The organism is Vibrio cortegadensis (assembly GCF_024347395.1).
GTDB lineage: Bacteria > Pseudomonadota > Gammaproteobacteria > Enterobacterales > Vibrionaceae > Vibrio > Vibrio cortegadensis.
The window spans coordinates 1,153,226-1,173,094 of the sequence record NZ_AP025472.1 but is presented as its reverse complement, the minus strand read 5'-3'; the positions used below and the strand labels follow the sequence as shown (position 1 = coordinate 1,173,094).

The following is a 19,869-nucleotide window of genomic DNA, read 5'->3' as shown; positions in this document are numbered from 1 at the left end:
GCACAAAATGAACAACGATAAACGCCCGCTCTATATTTCATATGCTGGTTCAGCACTTCTTAGTACGCCATTACTTAACAAAGGAAGCGCATTTTCAGCATCTGAACGTAGCTCTTTTAACCTAAATGGTTTACTTCCAGAGACGACTGAAACAATCCAAGAACAAGTTGGCCGTGCTTACCAACAATACTGTAATTTTGAAAATGATATGGATAAGCACATTTATCTGCGTAATATCCAAGATACAAACGAGACTCTATTTTATCGTTTAGTCCAAAATCACGTTTCAGAGATGATGCCAATCATTTACACGCCAACGGTTGGTGCGGCATGTGAAAATTTCTCTAACATTTATCGTCGTGGTCGTGGTCTTTTCATCTCTTATCCTAACCGCGATAAAATTGATGATTTGCTGAATAATGCGGCTAACCACAACGTAAAAATCATTGTTGTCACGGATGGGGAACGAATTCTAGGTTTGGGCGACCAAGGAATCGGGGGAATGGGAATCCCAATCGGTAAATTAGCATTATATACGGCATGTGGTGGGATAAGCCCAGCATACACACTTCCAATCGTGCTGGACGTAGGTACCAATAATCCACAACGTCTTGCAGATCCTATGTATATGGGTTGGCGTCATCCTCGTATTACTGGTGCAGATTACGATGCGTTTGTAGAAGAGTTCATTCAAGCTGTTCAACGCCGTTGGCCTGATGCGTTAATTCAATTCGAAGATTTCGCTCAGAAGAACGCAATGCCACTACTTGAGCGATACAAAGATCGCATCTGCTGTTTCAATGATGACATTCAAGGTACTGCCGCCGTCACTGTTGGCTCTTTAATCTCAGCTTGTAAAGCGGCGGGTAGTAAGCTTTCCGATCAACGTGTAACCTTCTTAGGTGCCGGTTCCGCGGGTTGTGGTATTGCTGAAGCGATCATTGCGCAGATGGTGTCTGAAGGTATTGATGATGCACAAGCACGATCTCAAGTTTACATGGTGGATCGCTGGGGCCTACTGCAAGAAGGTATGCCTAATCTGCTTGATTTCCAACAGCGCTTGGTTCAAAACAGTGCAAACACCAAAGATTGGGAAAGCGAAGGCACAGATTACTCACTTCTTGATGTGATGAAAAATGCTAAGCCAACGGTATTGATCGGCGTATCTGGTGCTCCAGGTCTGTTTAGCAAAGATGTTATCCAAGAGATGCACAAACATTGTGAGCGTCCGATTGTATTCCCTCTTTCGAATCCAACGAGCCGAGTAGAAGCAACACCGAATGATATTTTGCGTTGGACTGATGGCCAAGCTCTTGTGGCGACTGGTAGCCCATTCGATCCTGTCATGCACAACGGACAACGCTTCCCTATCGCTCAGTGCAACAACAGTTATATTTTCCCTGGCATTGGTTTAGGCGTACTTGCTGTCAACGCATCACGCGTAACAGATGCGATGTTGATGGAATCGAGCCGAGCTCTCGCGACATGTTCTCCACTTGCAATCAATGGTACTGGAGCATTGCTTCCACCACTGGAAGAGATCCACCTTGTGTCGAAGAAAATTGCTTTTGCTGTTGCTAAGAAAGCCATTGAAGAAGGCGTTGCTCTAGAAATCACCGATGAAGCGTTACAACTGGCGATTGATCAGCAGTTTTGGCAGCCGGTTTACCGTCGTTACAAGCGTACTGCATTTTAATTTTTACTGAATGACACTCTAACTTTTACTGAGTTGTATTCTAATTTAAAAAGCCCTTATGATTGTGACATAAGGGCTTTTTTTATATTATCAACATTCTCATTTTACCGATTTGGAATTATTAGTTTTAGTGAAGCCATTGTTACTTTCTTCATTACTCTTCCTTCGCCGACATCGAGCATTGATTCGATACATCTTGCTATGTATTTCTATATCGTTGATTCTTCTCGCTACTGTTGTGTTTTCTATCGACCGATGGGTCTCTTGGCAAGCTGAAGATAGAATTATTCAATCTTCAGAACAGGTCGATTACTTTGAGGTTGCTGTGGTACTCGGTACAAGTAAGTATTTAGGTCGCACTCTAAACGAGTATTACGCTCACAGAATTGAAGCCGCTATCGAGCTCTACCAAGATGATAAAGTAGACCACTTTCTTCTGAGTGGCGACAACGCACATCGCTCTTATAATGAACCTTGGACAATGAAACGAGATCTCCTCAAAGCGAACGTTTCAGAAGAGGACATTCACTTGGACTATGCAGGGTTTCGAACTTTAGACTCGATTGTCCGTGCAAAAGAAATTTTCGATACCGATGATTTTTTGATTATTACGCAAAAATTCCACTGTGAAAGAGCGCTATTCATAGCCCATTCTTATGACATCAACGCGCAGTGTCTAGCCGTTTCTGGCCCAACTCATCACTCCGGGTTCTCCATTCGTTTTCGTGAAATTTTTGCCCGAACTAAAGCTTTTTTAGATCTCTACATCATTAATACGCAGCCTAAATTCCTTGGTCCAAAAGAGCCAATCTTACCTAATCCAGCCTCTTCCGCTTCAAGAACCATATCAAATGGGTAATTTCTTACCCATTTTTAATTTTCTTCGTCACATTTTCATCTAGCACGTTCAAAACTCCTCAGCAGCTTTCTATTCAGTTAAGTAACATCAAGACAACAAAAGAGTACAAATTAAAACAATTAACTCAAGTCAGATACTTTACTAAGCAGAACTTAGCTTCAAATAACAATAATTACCTGAAGTTAAGTAAAAGGAGCACTTATGACAGCACTCGCAGTAACTTTACGGAACTGGTTTTTTACTCGAAACAGCATGATTCTTGTCGGAAACACTCTACTATTTTTTACTTTACTGAATGTTTTACCTTTTGATGAGAACGTTGTGACTGGCTTAAGTATCCTTACTTTTGTTGCAGTGCTTTGGTTAACGGAAGCGGTGCATGTCAGTATCACTGCCCTACTAGTTCCAATGTTGGCAGTTTTACTAGGGGTGTTTAATACCCAAACCGCGCTCAATAATTTCTCTAACTCTATCATCTTCCTTTTTCTTGGTGGGTTCGCTCTTGCTGCTGCACTACACAAGCAGGAACTCGATAAAGCTATTGCTGACAAAGTCCTCATTATCGCCAAAGGTAAAATGTCTGTCGCGGTCTTTATGCTATTTGGTGTGAGTGCTGGTTTATCAATGTGGATCTCTAACACCGCAACGGCTGCAATGATGCTGCCTTTAGTTCTTGGGGTTATGAGCAAACTGGATAAAAACAAAAACCACAACACTTATGTATTCGTACTACTTGGGGTGGCCTATTGCGCTTCAATTGGTGGTATTGCCACACTGGTCGGTAGCCCACCCAATGCTATCGCAGCCGCAGAAGTTGGCCTTAACTTTACGGAGTGGATGGCACTAGGGTTACCTATTTCCCTAATTCTTCTTCCAATCACTATGTTTGTTCTGTACATCATGATCAAACCCGATCTTAACCATAAGTTCGAATTAGATCATAAACCTGTGGAGTGGACAAACGGCAAAAAAATCACATTAGCGATTTTCCTTTTAACCGTTAGCATGTGGATATTCAGCAAGCCGATTAATGCCATGCTAGGTGGCTTCTCTAAATTCGATACGCTTGTTGCGATTGGCGCTATTGTTCTTCTTGGCGCATCAAAAGCAGTTGAATGGAAAGATGTCGAGAAGACCACGGATTGGGGTGTTCTTATCCTATTCGGTGGTGGTATTTGCTTAAGTAATATCCTTAAAGCAACAGGCACCAGTGTCTTCCTTGCGCACTCTCTAAGCGGCTTCCTTGAGCAAGCAGGAATGCTATTAACTATTTTGACTGTGGTTGGCTTTGTTGTCTTTCTCACTGAATTTGCCAGCAACACGGCAAGCGCAGCACTACTCGTTCCAGTATTTGCAACCATTGCTGAAGCTTTAGGTATTTCACCTGTGATCTTATCTGCTCTTATCGCTGTTGCGGCTTCTTGTGCCTTTATGTTGCCAGTCGCAACGCCACCGAATGCGATCGTTTTTGCCTCTGGTCATATAAAACAGCGTGAAATGATGCGAGTGGGTATGGTGCTAAATATCGTCTGTATTTTTGTACTTACTATCTTTGCGTGGATTTTCTGGTAAGCCGCTGCTTTTCAGAATGCGATTTCCCTGAGCACTACTCTGCAAGCTCCTATTGAGTTTGCAGGTTTCCCTTTTGGTGGCGTTCGCGTCACCTTTTTTCCATTTCCAGCACTTCCACTGTTTAACCTCGATCTTTTTCACTCTCTTTTTTGCTACACTACTCGTCTAAAATAAGAATAATCTTAAGAGTAATGTCATGTCTTTATTAGCTAAAGGTACGCTGAGTAAAATGCGTGCATCATTGGATGGAACAGTTCAATACCGCCTGCCTGTTGGTGAGGAGTTAGTTGACCTAAATCCATTCATCGGTAAGTCTCTAACCTTGGTCCATACTGGGAATATTTTCTGTAGTGCCTGTGGGAAGAAGACGAAAAAAAGCTACTCGCAAGGCCACTGTTTCGTCTGCATGAGAAAACTTGCCAGCTGCGATATGTGCATAATGAAACCTGAAACTTGTCACTATGAAGCCGGTACTTGTCGTGAACCGCAGTGGGGCGAAGAAAACTGCATGGTAGACCATTATGTTTACCTTTCTAATACTTCTAGCTTAAAGGTCGGGATCACTCGACACACGCAAATACCTACCCGTTGGATTGATCAAGGTGCGACTCAAGGCTTGCCGATCTTTAAGGTGAAAACTCGCCATATTTCAGGGCTGATCGAAATTGAATTAGCAAAACATATTTCGGATAAAACGAATTGGCGGACGCTTCTTAAGGGTGATGGCGAACCTATGCCACTGGAAGAAAAGTTCGCTCATTTATTACCGTTAGTTGAGCCAACCATTGCTGAGATTAAACAGAAATACGGGGATGATGCCGTACAACTTCTCAATGAAACGACCACTGCCATTGATTACCCTGTTGAAGAGCACCCCGTCAAAATAACATCTCACAATTTTGATAAAAACCCAGAGGTCACTGGTGTTTTGAAAGGCATCAAAGGCCAATATTTAATTTTTGATACTGGCGTGATTAATGTTCGAAAATTCTCATCGTATGAAGTCGAAGTAAACGACCCGCAATAGTGCATCTTCTTCATTAACGCTTCTCATTCATAATAAAAATGCCAGACAGATTTCACTCTGACTGGCATTTTCATTTAGCTATAGTTATCAACTATGTTTCTAATTGCTCTAACCCACCACTGCTAAGCAACACTATTCAGTTTTGGCTTAGAGGTGTTATTGGTTAGCGTTTCGCTGAAATCATGGCTAAAGTGGTCAACTTGAATCGCCTTGTATCTCAGTTTATCAGCCGCAATAATTTGCTCAACTTCCTCTTGGGTTAATACATTCGCTTGAAGGGCTTGTTCCAGCCTATCATTCAATAGACCTTTCCTCGCAATTTTACCCTCTTTCGCTGCGCGGTATAATTTACGCTCTAATCCTTTGATGTCGTACATTGCGATGAAGGCTTCTTCCATCAGACCTACGCTATCATTCTCATCGTCACCGATATAACACAGGTGAGTTAAGCGATCACGATGCGCTCCAGGTGTCATCACACTTTCCGCTAATCTTACCGTAAGCGTGTCGCTTGGTTTTTCAAAATGGTTACCTACTGGGAAAATCAGTGTTTTCAAAATTCGACCAACCGCTTTACTTGGGAAGTTGGTATAAGCTTCTTGCAATGATTTAGCAGCATTATGTAAACAGTGCTGAATGCCATAATGAACATAATCCAGATCCGCTTGTTGGCGTCCTTCATCTTCATATTTCTTAAGCACAGCAGATGCCATATATAGGTAGCTAAGACCATCACCTAAACGCGCTGAGATCATCTCTTTACGTTTTAGATCACCACCTAATGTCAGCATTGCAAAGTCAGCACTTACTGCTAATGCTCGGCTCATACGAGTCATATCTTGGTAGTACACCTTGGTAGGCCCGCTCATGTCAGCTTTAATGAAACGTGAACCTGTTAGGGCTGCACCAAATGCACCCAATGTGTTCTTCGTTGCATGGCCAATATGTTTGAATAGCAATGAATCAAACTGTTTTGCACCTTCTTTCTCATCTGGATTCGCAGCCGCTTCCATCTCTTTCAGTACATATGGGTGGCAGCGAGTGGCACCTTGACCGAATATCATCAAGTTACGAGTAAGAATATTCGCGCCTTCAACAGTGATTGCCACTGGAATGCCAAGATATGGCGCAACCAAGTAGTTCATAGGGCCATCTTGAATCGCACGTCCCGAGTGAATGTCCATCGAGTCATTTAGGATAGTACGCGCAATTTCTGTCATGTGATATTTAGCGATTGCAGTCACAATTCCCGGCTTCTCTTTTAGATCTAGAGATGTGGTTGTTAACGTACGACTTGCTTCGAGTAGGTATGTAAGCCCACCAATTCGGCCGAGGCTTTCCGCTACGCCTTCAAATTTACCAATAGACATACCAAACTGCTTACGAACATAAGCATACGCCCCGGTTGTTCGAGCCGTTAGATGCCCCATAGCAGAACCTAGCGCAGGAAGTGAAATACCACGACCAGCAGATAGGCATTCCACTAACATTCTCCAACCTTTACCCGCATAATCAGATCCACCAATTAGCCAGTCCATTGGAATGAAGACATCTTCTCCACGAGTTGGCCCATTCATGAATGCGAGCCCAAGTGGATCATGACGTTCACCAACCACGACACCTTCGTGATCGGCTGGAATAAGCGCACAAGTAATGCCTAGTTCATCTTTATCACCCAATAGGTGTTCTGGATCGTTCAGTTTAAAGGCTAAACCAACAACGGTTGCGACAGGTGCAAGGGTGATATATCTCTTGTTCCAACTTAATTTAATACCCAGTACTTCTTTGCCTTCATGGGTGCCGTAACACACTGTACCCTGATCTGGGATCCCACCGGCATCCGAGCCGGCTTCAGGACCAGTCAATGCAAAACAAGGGATTTCCGTGCCATCCGCTAGACGAGGTAGCCAGTAATCTTTCTGCTCTTGAGTCCCGTAATGTGATAATAGTTCGCCTGGTCCCAAGGAGTTTGGCACCATAACGGTAACCGCTGTACTGATACTGCGGGTCGCAATCTTGGTTACAATCGTAGAGTTAGCCAGTGAAGAGAAGTTTCTACCGCCGTACTCTTTCGCAATAATCAGCGAAAAGAAACGTTCTTTACGTAAGAATTCCCAGACTTCTGCTGGCAAATCACGATCTTCTTTCACTATCTTTTGATCGTCTAACATGGCGAGTAATGTTTCTAGCTCGTTATCAATAAATGACTGCTCTTCAGATGATAGTGTTGGTTTTGGATAATGGTGCAGCTTTTTGAAATCCGGTTTACCTGAAAACAATTCTCCATCCCACCAAACACTTCCTGCTTCCATCGCCTCTTTCTCTGTATTAGAAAGGGGTGGCAATACTTTTTTAAAAAATTTAAAAGCAGGGTCACTAACCCATTTTTGTCTTAGAGAGCTCATAGTTCAGATCCTTTTGTTCCATATATTGGTGGGTATTTTTATTAGTATCTTTGTTAGATATAGCTTTGTTATATCTATAGCTTTGTTATGCACAAGGCTTTGGTATTGCAATCAGTCGGCAGCAACGCCTGCTGATAAGTAGGGTATTATCTGGTCAATAACCGCAGTGGCATCAACCGCTTGTCCAAAATCGTTATAGGCAATTTCTGATAGTGCTTTACTCGACGCCATGGTGAACACGCAAGTTCCTAGTGTAAAATGCAAGCGCCAAAATAAGGTCGCAGGTGTTAAGCTAGGATTAGCAGTCATCACAGAGCGTGTAAAAAGTGAAAGCACTTCACTATAGCGAGTGGTAATAAACCATCTTAAATGCCCTTGGACATCGGTGTAACCACGTCCAATTAATGACATAAATAGGCTCGTCCCGTTAGGTCTAACACCATCTAAAGCCAACAATGGGGCCCGTAATGACTCGAACACCTCTTCCATGCTATATGAATCTTTATCGTTCAAATCGTTAGCATTCAACTCGATCAGCGCCTTCTCTACAGATGGCATGAATGCTTCTAAATATCGGTTCAGTACCGCTCTTACTAAGGTTTTCTTATCCCCAAAGTGATAATTGACTGATGCTAGATTCACGTTTGCTTTGCTCGTGATGCTTCTAAGAGATGTGTCGTTAAAACCATGCTCAGCAAATAGCCCTTCTGCGACATCTAAAATTTTATCTTTAGTACTACTTTTCGAGGCCATTTTAATCACTCGTATTAAACAACTGTTTGAAATATACTCTTAGCACATTTATTTAACAAGCAATTAACATCACACTTTTTACTATTGGTCGGACCAGAGGAAGATAACGCCTTGAATAGATAAGAAATAAAAAGATTCAAAATAATGACAAATAAATTGAACTGATGGGTAAGTTGGCAGTCTGATTAATTGTAACCAAGAGATGCATTGAGAAGTTAAACAGGCCGTCTAACTACTTCTATCTTGTTGGCTACGAAACCACTGCTTTTTCTAAATAACTCCTATATTTGTATCCGCCCAACCCATCTTGGTTTGGGCTTTTTTTTACCTTGCGTTTGAGAGGTAAACCTAATGGCCTAATAGCCAAATGAATAGTTAGCAAAGCTCAAAAGCCTCTTACCTTTCATGATAAGAGGCTTTTGTTCAGGCAATTAACTATGCCGCATCGTTTTTGATTATCTGGCTTAAAATATCTAGGCTCTCTAAGCTTGCTAAATCAGTCGTAATGTTTTCGATAACAATGCTTTGTTCAAACCCTCCTCCCTCTGATGGTACGCTAAGCGTAACATCATCACTTCCAACGGTGACATCAATACTATTGAGTAACGTCATCACATCATCCGAGTCATTTGGGTCATCAAGCAAGTCGTTTAAGTCGATCAAATCTTGTCCAACGGTAAAGTCTTTGACGACATCAGTACCGCTATCTAAGGTGCTATCCAACCAAGTAAAGATATTTTCACCATCATCACCGATTAATAGATCATTACCCAACTCGGCATTTAGAGGCTCGTTATCTGCCGCTGTTACAACGTTATAACCATCGGTTTCCAAAACATTGATCGTCACCGTTTCTTGGGTACTTTTATCCCCATTTGAGTCTATAGCTTGGTAATCGAATGTCACATTCTCTGTTATCTCTTGCGCACCTTCTAAGTATCGTAACTCCCAGCTCCCACCCGTTGAACTTAATGAAATGTCCACAATCGGGTTATCTGGTGATGAATAACTAAATTCATATAGGATCTGGCTATTCCCCGTATCACCTACCTCTTTTTGGTACTCTTCAGTATGAATGTCACCATTTTCAAGCGTGTAAGTAGCCACAATTTTCACACTGCTATTAGAATTAAACTCTCCTCCCATTCCATCGAGCCCGAGAGTAACAACATCGAGTGGGTTATCACTTAAATCAATATGCAGAGCCTCCTGCATATTCATACCGCTACCTTCATTATCCCCAATACCATACCCAACATGAGGTTTGTCACCTGTATATTGTTTCAATGGCTTATCGTTGTTATCAGTGATGGAAATTCGAACTTCTTTACCATTGTCGAGAGTGACAAGTCGCTCTGTATCGCTAACTTTTTCGCCCCAATTGTAGAATCCATCGTCAGACATTGGGGTATCTTCGGTTGGATCTTCTCGAATACCTATGGTAAACAGCTCGCCCTCTCCTGGAACATAACTGATGCTATCCTGTTCGAATTGAGTTTCGCTTGAAACATCCGCAGAGGTTATTTCACGTGTTACGCCATTTGGATCGGTATAGAGCAAAGTGCCAGCTTCAGGAAGTGAGTTAACTAAGATATGCAGTGGCACGGAGTTGTAATCGTCCTCAACATCAGAAATGAAATCATATGCCGCGTTATCTGAATTGAACACTATCGGAGTAACCACGACATCTCCAAGATCGATTTCAAAACTATCGGCTTGAGGGTTATCCGGATCACCATGAATAACAACGCTGATTTGATGGGTAACGCCATCAGTCGAACTCACGGTGTAGATTTCGGTGACGCTTTCACCTTCATCCAGATATTGCACCGCGTTGTTGTCGACGGTGTAGGTCCAGTCGCCATCGGCGTCAATCACTAAACTGCCGAGCGCCGCGGCATTGGTGGAGCCTGTCGGTGTGAACACCCCGTTCGGGTTGAACTCCGGATTGTCATTGGCGTCCACATCGCTGATGGTCAAGCTGCCTTCGCTGACCAAAGTCTCCGCCAGTGTCACGTCCACGTCTTCGGTGACGCTGCCTTCATCGCTGTCGCCTTCACCCACGGTGATGTCGGACGGATCTTCCGCGCCGTTAATGGTGATGGTGACCACATGCTCGGTCCCATCGGTGGCACTGACGGTGTAGATCTCGGTGACGCTTTCACCTTCGTCCAGATATTGCACCGCGTTGTTGTCGACGGTGTAGGTCCAGTCGCCATCGGTGTCAATGACTAAGCTGCCGAGCGCCACCGCGTTAGTGGAGCCCGCCGGCGTGAACACCCCGTTCGGGTTGAACTCAGGGTTGTCATTGGCGTCCACATCGCTGATGGTCAAACTGCCTTCGCTGACCAAGGTCTCCGCCAGCGTGACGTTCACGTCTTCAGTGACGCTGCCTTCATCGCTGTCGCCTTCGCCCACAGTGATATCGGACGGATCTTCCGCGCCGTTAATGGTGATGGTGACCACGTGATCGGTCCCATCGGTGGCACTCACGGTGTAAATTTCGGTGACGGTTTCGCCCTCGTCCAGATATTGCACCGCGTTGTTGTCGACCGTGTAGGTCCAGTCGCCATCGGCGTCAATGACTAAGCTGCCGAGCGCCGCCGCATTGGTCGAGCCTGTCGGCGTGAACACCCCGTTCGGGTTGAACTCAGGGTTGTCATTGGCGTCCACATCGCTGATGGTCAAACTGCCTTCGCTGACCAAGGTCTCCGCCAGCGTGACGTTCACGTCTTCAGTGACGCTGCCTTCATCGCTGTCGCCTTCGCCCACAGTGATATCGGACGGATCTTCCGCGCCGTTAATGGTGATGGTGACCACGTGATCGGTCCCATCGGTGGCACTCACGGTGTAAATTTCGGTGACGGTTTCGCCCTCGTCCAGATATTGTACCGCGTTGTTGTCGACCGTGTAGGTCCAGTCGCCATCGGCGTCAATCACTAAGCTGCCGAGCGCCGCCGCATTGGTCGAGCCTGTCGGTGTGAACACCCCGTTCGGGTTGAACTCAGGGTTATCATTGGCGTCCACGTCGCTGATGGTCAAGCTGCCTTCGCTGACCAAGGTGTCGGCCAGTGTCACGTCCACGTCTTCGGTGACGCTGCCTTCATCGCTGTCGCCTTCGCCCACGGTGATGTCGGACGGATCTTCCGCGCCGTTAATGGTGATGGTGACCACATGCTCGGTCCCATCGGTGGCACTGACGGTGTAAATTTCGGTAACGGTTTCGCCCTCATCCAGATACTGCACCGCGTTGTTGTCGACCGTGTACGTCCAGTCGCCATCGGCGTCAATCACTAAGCTGCCGAGTGCCGCCGCATTGGTCGAGCCTGTCGGTGTAAAGACCCCATTCGGGTTGAACTCCGGATTGTCATTGGCGTCCACATCGCTGATGGTCAAACTGCCTTCGCTGACCAAGGTGTCGGCCAACGTGACGTCCACGTCTTCGGTCACGCTGCCTTCATCGCTGTCGCCTTCACCCACAGTGATGTCGGACGGATCTTCTGCGCCGTTAATGGTGATGGTGACCACATGCTCGGTCCCATCGGTGGCACTGACGGTGTAGATCTCGGTGACACTTTCGCCTTCGTCCAGATACTGCACCGCGTTGTTGTCGACCGTGTAGGTCCAGTCGCCATCGGCGTCAATCACTAAACTGCCGAGCGCCGCCGCATTGGTCGAGCCTGTCGGTGTGAACACCCCGTTCGGGTTGAACTCCGGATTGTCATTGGCGTCCACATCGCTGATGGTCAAGCTGCCTTCGCTGACCAAGGTGTCGGCCAGCGTCACGTCCACGTCTTCAGTGACGCTGCCTTCATCGCTGTCCCCTTCACCCACGGTGATGTCGGACGGATCTTCTGCGCCATTAATGGTGATGGTGACCACGTGCTCGGTCCCATCGGTGGCACTGACGGTGTAGATTTCGGTGACGGTTTCGCCCTCGTCCAGATATTGCACTGCGTTGTTGTCGACCGTGTACGTCCAGTCACCATCGGCGTCAATGACTAAGCTGCCAAGCGCCGCCGCATTGGTCGAGCCTATCGGTGTGAACACCCCGTTCGGGTTGAACTCAGGGTTATCATTGGCGTCCACGTCAGTGATGGTCAAGCTGCCTTCGCTGACCAAGGTGTCGGCCAGCGTGACGTCCACGTCTTCGGTGACGCTGCCTTCATCGCTGTCGCCTTCGCCCACGGTGATGTCGGACGGATCTTCCGCGCCGTTAATGGTGATGGTGACCACATGCTCGGTCCCATCGGTGGCACTGACGGTGTAAATTTCGGTGACACTTTCGCCCTCATCCAGATACTGCACCGCGTTGTTGTTCACGGTGTAGGTCCAGTCGCCATCGGCGTCAATGACTAAGCTGCCGAGCGCCGCCGCATTGGTGGAGCCTGTCGGTGTGAACACCCCATTCGGGTTGAATTCAGGGTTATCATTGGCGTCCACGTCAGTGATGGTCAAGCTGCCTTCGCTGACCAAGGTGTCGGCCAGCGTGACGTCCACGTCTTCGGTGACGCTGCCTTCATCGCTGTCGCCTTCGCCCACAGTGATGTCGGACGGATCTTCCGCGCCGTTAATGGTGATGGTGACCACATGCTCGGTCCCATCGGTGGCACTGACGGTGTAAATTTCGGTGACACTTTCGCCCTCATCCAGATACTGCACCGCGTTGTTGTTCACGGTGTAGGTCCAGTCGCCATCGGCGTCAATGACTAAGCTGCCGAGCGCCGCCGCATTGGTGGAGCCTGTCGGTGTGAACACCCCATTCGGGTTGAATTCAGGGTTGTCATTGGCGTCCACATCGCTGATGGTCAAGCTGCCTTCGCTGACTAAGGTGTCGGCCAGCGTGACGTCCACATCTTCGGTGACGCTGCCTTCATCGCTGTCGCCTTCGCCCACGGTGATCTCAGACGGGTCTTCCGCGCCATTAATAGTGATGGTGACCACATGCTCGGTCCCATCGGTGGCACTGACGGTGTAAATTTCGGTGACGCTTTCACCTTCGTCTAAATACTGCACCGCGTTGTTGTCGACGGTGTAGGTCCAGTCGCCATCGGCGTCAATCACTAAACTGCCGAGCGCCGCCGCATTGGTGGAGCCTGTCGGTGTGAACACCCCGTTCGGGTTGAACTCCGGATTGTCATTGGCGTCCACATCGCTGATGGTCAAACTGCCTTCGCTGACCAAGGTCTCCGCCAGCGTGACGTTCACGTCTTCGGTGACGCTGCCTTCATCGCTGTCGCCTTCGCCCACGGTGATGTCGGACGGATCTTCCGCGCCGTTAATGGTGATGGTGACCACATGCTCGGTCCCATCGGTGGCACTGACGGTGTAAATTTCGGTGACACTTTCACCTTCGTCTAAATATTGCACCGCGTTGTTGTCGACCGTGTAGGTCCAGTCGCCATCAGCGTCAATCACTAAGCTGCCGAGCGCGGCGGCATTGGTGGAGCCCGCTGGCGTGAACACCCCGTTCGGGTTGAACTCCGGATTGTCATTGGCGTCCACATCGCTGATGGTCAAGCTGCCTTCACTGACCAAAGTCTCCGCCAGTGTGACGTCCACGTCTTCGGTCACGCTGCCTTCATCGCTGTCCCCTTCACCCACGGTGATATCGGACGGATCTTCTGCGCCATTAATGGTGATGGTGACCACGTGCTCAGTCCCATCGGTGGCACTGACGGTGTAGATTTCGGTGACGGTTTCGCCCTCGTCCAGATATTGCACTGCGTTGTTGTCGACCGTGTAGGTCCAGTCACCATCGGCGTCAATCACTAAGCTGCCAAGCGCCGCCGCATTGGTCGAGCCTATCGGTGTGAACACCCCGTTCGGGTTGAACTCCGGATTGTCATTGGCGTCCACATCAGTGATGGTCAAACTGCCTTCACTGACTAAGGTGTCGGCCAGCGTCACGTCCACGTCTTCGGTGACGCTACCTTCATCGCTGTCCCCTTCGCCCACAGTGATGTCAGACGGATCTTCCGCGCCATTAATGGTGATGGTGACCACATGCTCGGTCCCATCGGTGGCACTGACGGTGTAGATCTCGGTGACACTTTCGCCCTCGTCCAGATACTGCACTGCGTTGTTGTCGACCGTGTAGGTCCAGTCGCCATCGGCGTCAATCACTAAGCTGCCGAGCGCCGCCGCATTGGTCGAGCCTGTTGGTGTGAACACCCCGTTCGGGTTGAACTCAGGGTTATCATTGCCGTCCACATCGCTGATGGTCAAGCTGCCTTCGCTGACCAAAGCCTCCGCCAGTGTCACGTCCACGTCTTCGGTGACGCTGCCTTCATCGCTGTCGCCTTCACCCACAGTAATGTCAGACGGATCTTCCGCGCCGTTAATGGTGATGGTGACCACATGCTCGGTTCCATCGGTGGCACTGACGGTGTAAATTTCGGTGACGCTTTCACCTTCGTCTAAATATTGCACCGCGTTGTTGTCGACCGTGTAGGTCCAATCCCCATCGGCATCAATGACTAAGCTGCCGAGCGCCGCCGCATTGGTCGAGCCCGCCGGTGTGAACACCCCGTTCGGGTTGAACTCCGGATTGTCATTGGCGTCCACATCGGTGATGGTTAAGCTGCCTTCGCTGACCAAGGTCTCCGCCAGTGTCACGTCCACATCTTCGGTCACGCTGCCTTCATCGCTGTCGCCTTCACCCACAGTGATGTCAGACGGATCTTCTGCGCCGTTAATGGTGATGGTGACGGTTGTTTCCGTTACTCCATCAGCATTTAGTACAGTAAAGACATCATCTATTGATTCGCCCTGATCTAACTCTTGAATCGCAACCTGGCTATTATTGGCGAAATACTCCCAGTTACCATCTTCATCAACAGAAAGACTGCCGTAGAGACCAACAATATCAGCAGCAACAAACTTATCTTCCCCGCCGTCTCCACCAGTCCCAGGTTCCAAAATACCACTCGCTGACAAGTTACCCTCGACAACATCTACATCTTCAGTGACGCTGCCTGTATCTGCGACCAACTCTGGTACATCATCAGTACCATTGATTGTGACGGTAATCGTGGTCTCAGTGTCATCTGTCGTTGAGACGGTAATGGTATCAACGTAACTATCACCAACATTAAGTTCATCGAACGCTTCATTAGCAACAAATGTCCAATTCCCCTCTTCATCAATAGAAAATAAACCATAGTTATTATCACCTGGCTGATTTTCTATTGGTAAAAATGAAACTTCCTCAATATCTACATCCACAGCTCCCCCGGTCTCTATTGGGGCATCCGTTTCATCGACTTCAACATTTTCATCGCCTGAAATTATCGCAAATGCTTCAACCAGAAGTTCACCTAAAGCTAAGCTTTGTAATTCAGTTAAGCCTTGAGCCTCAAGACCAGACGTTTCAAAATTAGTGAACGCAAGGGTCTCAGCACCTGTTCGTTCTATATCGCCAGAACCAGTCGGACTTGACCCTATTTCGCCACCAGCCGCTGTCGCGAAATCTTCATTCTGAGTGGGGTCTTCTCCCTGTTCAATTTGAGCTAAAACTTGTGCTATTTCATCATCAATATTGATATTCTGAGGCAGCGCATTGTCTCCAATCAGCTGAGCTTCAATATTGACATCGTCAGGTTCTCCATTATCAATTGAAACAACTAGCTCGCCGGGTAGTGGTTTTTCTCCAGGTTCTAATTGCTTCAACTGACCTAGCCCATCTAATACAATCAGACCACTTGCCGCTGCTATATAATTAAGAGTCGTGGATTTCATGAGTTGATCCCTTCCGTCACTAAGAGTGTGCTCAAATATGTCTTATATCTGAATAAACATCGCACCTTTTGCATCTTATAAAACTAGTCGCCACACTAGTAACATTCAACTCAATAACAACCCTTAAAACCCATCAAACTCCAAGATGTCAATTTATAAGGGAATTTAATTTTAAAAAATTTGATAAATTTCTCGTTTTTCTCACTCTATAAACTAAGCTTGCTGATAATAAAGTCGCATTTTGATACTAGAGCGATCACACACTTTAGGTTGATCGACTGCATTTTTAGCGAGAAAAGAAAGAGGAGAATGACCTTGAAATGGACCAATCTCAATCTAATTAGTTGCTTGATTGTGTCGAGTTTTACCGCAAATAGCCAAACATTAGAGCAGGCAGTTGCGTATACTCTTGCAACCAATCCACAAATAAAAAGTGTGTTTAACGAATACATCAGTCTACGTAAAGACAACGATGCAACAAAAGGAGACTATAGGCCGAGTATCGATCTAGATGCTGGTATTGGCTATGAAAGGATTAACCCCGCTCAACAGAATGATCCAACCACCGATCTAACACGTAAAGAAGCGACGATTTCGCTTACACAACTTATTTGGGATGGTTCAGCTACGCTAAACAACATTGATCGAACCGCTGCCGATGCTGAATCGGTACGATTACAGCTATTAGCGGACGCTGAAAATAAAGCACTCAATGTTACCCAAATATATTTAGATGCGGTGAAAGCGAGTGAAGTTCTCGCTCTTTCTGAAAGTAACCTCGCGACTCACAAAGAGATCTATAAAGATATTAAACGCCGTGCAGAATCAGGATTAGGATCGACAGCAGACCTGTCTCAGGTTGAAGCTCGAATAGCCAAGGCTCACGGAAACTTACTTGCTGCGCAGAACAACTTAATCGATACCCATACCCAATTTAAACGAGAAGTGGGCCAAGCACCTTTAGGACTTATCTATCCTAGAGCTGATATTTCCAAACTCCCTCTTGCTTTAACTGAAGCCATCGATTTTGCTTTCGAAAAACACCCTGTCATTAAAGTCGCTAATGCTGATATCGATTCTGCTCGCTTCCAATATGAGCAATCGAAAGGCAATAATTACCCTACTCTTTCTTTTGAAGCTTCGCAGACATGGCGTGATGATGCTGGCGGTGATGAAGGTCGAAGTGACGAAACTCTAGCGATGCTTAGGCTCCGATATAATCTCTACAACGGAGGATCAGACAGCGACCGTAGTGAATCTGCCGCATACCAATTGAACAAAGCAAAAGATCTACGAGATACAGCATTCCGACAAGTAGAAGAAGGGCTTCGTCTATCTTGGAGTGCGCTTGATTTGACCTTGCAACAGAAAAACTTTTTAGCGGATCATGTAGATTCAGCCTCTCAGACCGTGATTGCTTACGAAAAACAGTATCGGATAGGTCAACGAACATTGCTTGATCTCCTCAATACTGAAAATGAACTATTTGAAGCGAGAAAAGATTACCTCGATGCGCACTATTCCGAGCAATATGCAAAGTATAGAGTGATGAATGCCACTGGGAGCCTACTGGATGCTTTACTGGTAGATATACCTGAAGAGTGGACGAAAGAGATGGAGTACTAACTATGAAATTTATCCTTGTAGTCCCTAGCTTAGTTCTGTCCATTTCAACCATGGTTTGGGCTGAGCAAGACTACCCCTACATAGATACACCAACAGCCGTTCAAGTTTCAGATTTACAAGATGACGACCGAGATGGTGTCGTGAACGCTCGTGATATTTGCCCTGGAACGCCAAGAGAATCACAAGTCGATAATGATGGCTGTGGAGAACTCATGCGCTCAGAGGAGGTAAGGCAACTCAAGATTCTCTTTGCTCATAACTCTTTTGAGATAAACCCAATTTTTTCAGAACAAATCCGTACGATGGCGGAGTTTTTAAAAACCTATAAAACGGCGTCAATTGAGATCCAAGGTTACGCCAGTAAAATCGGGTCACCAGAATACAACCTCGAACTTTCAAAGAAGCGAGCGAACAATGTTCAAAAACGGCTTATCTCCTATGGCATAACTAGAGACCGCGCTCGTATCGTTGGGTATGGTGAGTCCAAACTAGAGAGTCAAGGTGATGATCCAACATCCCATGCAATCAACCGAAAAGTTACTGCGACCGTTGTTGGCCTTAAAGAAGCGGTGATTGAAGAGTGGACGATTTTCACCACCATCAAGAAGTAACATTTTTCTGGACTCATAAATACAACAAAGCCCTCTACATTTAGAGGGCTTGTTTTTTGTCTAGGTTTTTGTCTAGAAGAGCACAACCATTATGCTTTCTTAGGCAATGATAGGCTTAATAGTGCGTAACCCAACACAGCCGCAGTTGTAGATCCCATTAAAATGCCCAACCTTGCGTAAGTATCAAAATCAGCACTCACCGAACCAAATGCAAGTGATGAGATGAATATAGACATGGTAAAACCGATACCACATAGCACTGATACTGCAAATATATGGACAAAGTTAATGCCTTCAGGCAACTTCGCTACGCCAGCTTTTACCGCAATCCAGCTGAAAGTAAAGATACCCAAAGGTTTGCCAACTAACAGCCCCAACGCAATACCTAGTGGCAGCATCGATGTCAGACCGTCCATTGAAACACCTTCCAATGAGATACCTGCGTTAGCAAATGCGAACAGAGGAAGAATTGCAAACGCGACATATGGGTGAAGTGCATGCTCAAGGTGTTTGAGTGGAGATCGCTCACCTTCATTGCCTTTCAGTGGAATAGCAAAACCTAGAACCACACCTGCAAGCGTCGCATGAACACCCGATTTGAGTACACTCACCCATAAAATAAAGCCAACAACCAAATAGATACTTATCTTAGTCACATGTTTGGCATTAAGCATAAAGAGCACACCAGTCATCGCAAAACCAATCGTTAATGCAATCGTTGACAGGTCACCGCTATAGAAAAGCGCAATGATCACAACAACACCAAGGTCATCGATAATAGCAAGGGCGAGTAGGAAAACTTTCAAACTAACAGGAACACGCTTTCCTAGCAGAGCCATGATACCTAGCGCGAATGCAATATCAGTCGCGGCCGGAATTGCCCAACCTTGCATTGCTTGTGGATCACCAGAGTTAAACAGTACATAGATCAGTGCAGGTGCCAACATACCGCCCACAGCCGCAATTGCTGGGAATATTGCCGTCTCTTTTGACTTCAGTGCACCTTCAAGTAATTCACGCTTAACTTCAAGACCAATCAAAAAGAAGAAAATCGCCATTAGACCATCATTGATCCAATGCGAAATAGACATGCCGAACACGTAGGTATGAAGAAACTCTTGATAAACACCATTAAACGACGTGTTTGCAATCGTCATTGCAATCGCAGCAGCAATGACTAATAAAATTCCACCAGCTGACTCCATTTTGAAGAAGTCGCGAATGACATCACTCATGATATCGTCCTTATATTTATTATGTTAATAATCTGATAACAAAGAATAGATCTGAGTTTATAGATCACCGACAGTTTGGAATAATCGATTGTTTAGATGTTTAACTTCGGAATTTCCGATGTTTAATAAACAATACAGCGTATATTCCTTAAAGTTACATTTTTATTCATAAGTGGGAGTATAGATTAGAAATGCAACTGAGTGCACCCGATTAATATTTTATCAATCAGAAAGATACGAAAAGTGAAGGATGCGGATAATCATGAAAACACAGGCAGCCCATTCATAATAGGCCGACTGACTCATGAGAGTAGAAAAATAAGATAGAAAAACCACCCTTACCCC

At 46.2% G+C, this 19,869-nt stretch carries 10 protein-coding genes; 6 read left to right on the top strand and 4 right to left on the bottom strand.

Annotated elements, in window-relative coordinates; genetic code table 11:
• The first annotated feature begins 7 nt into the window (after window positions 1-7).
• The 4 genes from OCV39_RS05365 to OCV39_RS05350 all read left to right on the top strand — a co-directional run bounded on the left by OCV39_RS05365 (window position 8) and on the right by OCV39_RS05350 (window position 5,154).
• Window positions 8-1,696 carry an NAD-dependent malic enzyme gene (locus OCV39_RS05365; RefSeq protein WP_113795322.1) on the top strand — a complete coding sequence of 563 codons (1,689 nt, stop codon included), beginning with the start codon at window positions 8-10 and terminating at the stop codon, window positions 1,694-1,696.
• Window positions 1,697-1,880: 184 nt separating this feature from the next.
• The gene (locus OCV39_RS05360) at window positions 1,881-2,555 is read left to right on the top strand and encodes a SanA/YdcF family protein (protein ID WP_261889481.1); all 675 of its coding nucleotides are present in this window, start codon (window positions 1,881-1,883) and stop codon (window positions 2,553-2,555) included.
• 201 nt (window positions 2,556-2,756) lie between these two features.
• Entirely contained in the window at window positions 2,757-4,127 is a 1,371-nt protein-coding gene (locus OCV39_RS05355) for an SLC13 family permease (protein ID WP_017052527.1), read from the top strand.
• A 196-nt stretch (window positions 4,128-4,323) separates the two neighbouring features.
• The gene (locus tag OCV39_RS05350; protein ID WP_261889180.1) at window positions 4,324-5,154 is read left to right on the top strand and encodes a DUF2797 domain-containing protein; all 831 of its coding nucleotides are present in this window, start codon (window positions 4,324-4,326) and stop codon (window positions 5,152-5,154) included.
• A gap of 122 nt (window positions 5,155-5,276) precedes the next feature.
• On the opposite strand, the gene OCV39_RS05345 is transcribed toward OCV39_RS05350, so the two are convergent.
• The 3 genes from OCV39_RS05345 to OCV39_RS05335 form a co-directional block, all read right to left on the bottom strand.
• The gene (locus OCV39_RS05345) at window positions 5,277-7,559 is read right to left on the bottom strand and encodes an acyl-CoA dehydrogenase (protein ID WP_136993662.1); all 2,283 of its coding nucleotides are present in this window, start codon (window positions 7,557-7,559) and stop codon (window positions 5,277-5,279) included.
• Between the two features lie 111 nt (window positions 7,560-7,670).
• Window positions 7,671-8,312: a TetR/AcrR family transcriptional regulator gene (locus tag OCV39_RS05340; protein ID WP_017052524.1), complete on the bottom strand. Its 642-nt coding sequence runs from the start codon at window positions 8,310-8,312 to the stop codon at window positions 7,671-7,673.
• Between the two features lie 435 nt (window positions 8,313-8,747).
• Window positions 8,748-16,052 (bottom strand): VCBS domain-containing protein, encoded by a 7,305-nt coding sequence (locus OCV39_RS05335; RefSeq protein ID WP_261889179.1) that lies wholly within the window; start codon window positions 16,050-16,052, stop codon window positions 8,748-8,750.
• 315 nt (window positions 16,053-16,367) lie between these two features.
• Here OCV39_RS05335 and OCV39_RS05330 point away from each other — a divergent pair, with 315 nt between their 5' ends.
• Both OCV39_RS05330 and OCV39_RS05325 read left to right on the top strand, forming a co-directional pair.
• Window positions 16,368-17,678 carry a TolC family outer membrane protein gene (locus tag OCV39_RS05330; RefSeq protein ID WP_113796085.1) on the top strand — a complete coding sequence of 437 codons (1,311 nt, stop codon included), beginning with the start codon at window positions 16,368-16,370 and terminating at the stop codon, window positions 17,676-17,678.
• Window positions 17,679-17,728: 50 nt separating this feature from the next.
• Window positions 17,729-18,289 carry an OmpA family protein gene (locus tag OCV39_RS05325; protein WP_371711104.1) on the top strand — a complete coding sequence of 187 codons (561 nt, stop codon included), beginning with the start codon at window positions 17,729-17,731 and terminating at the stop codon, window positions 18,287-18,289.
• A gap of 89 nt (window positions 18,290-18,378) precedes the next feature.
• On the opposite strand, the gene nhaA is transcribed toward OCV39_RS05325, so the two are convergent.
• Entirely contained in the window at window positions 18,379-19,524 is a 1,146-nt protein-coding gene (nhaA, locus tag OCV39_RS05320) for a Na+/H+ antiporter NhaA (protein WP_113796044.1), read from the bottom strand.
• Window positions 19,525-19,869 lie beyond the last annotated feature (345 nt).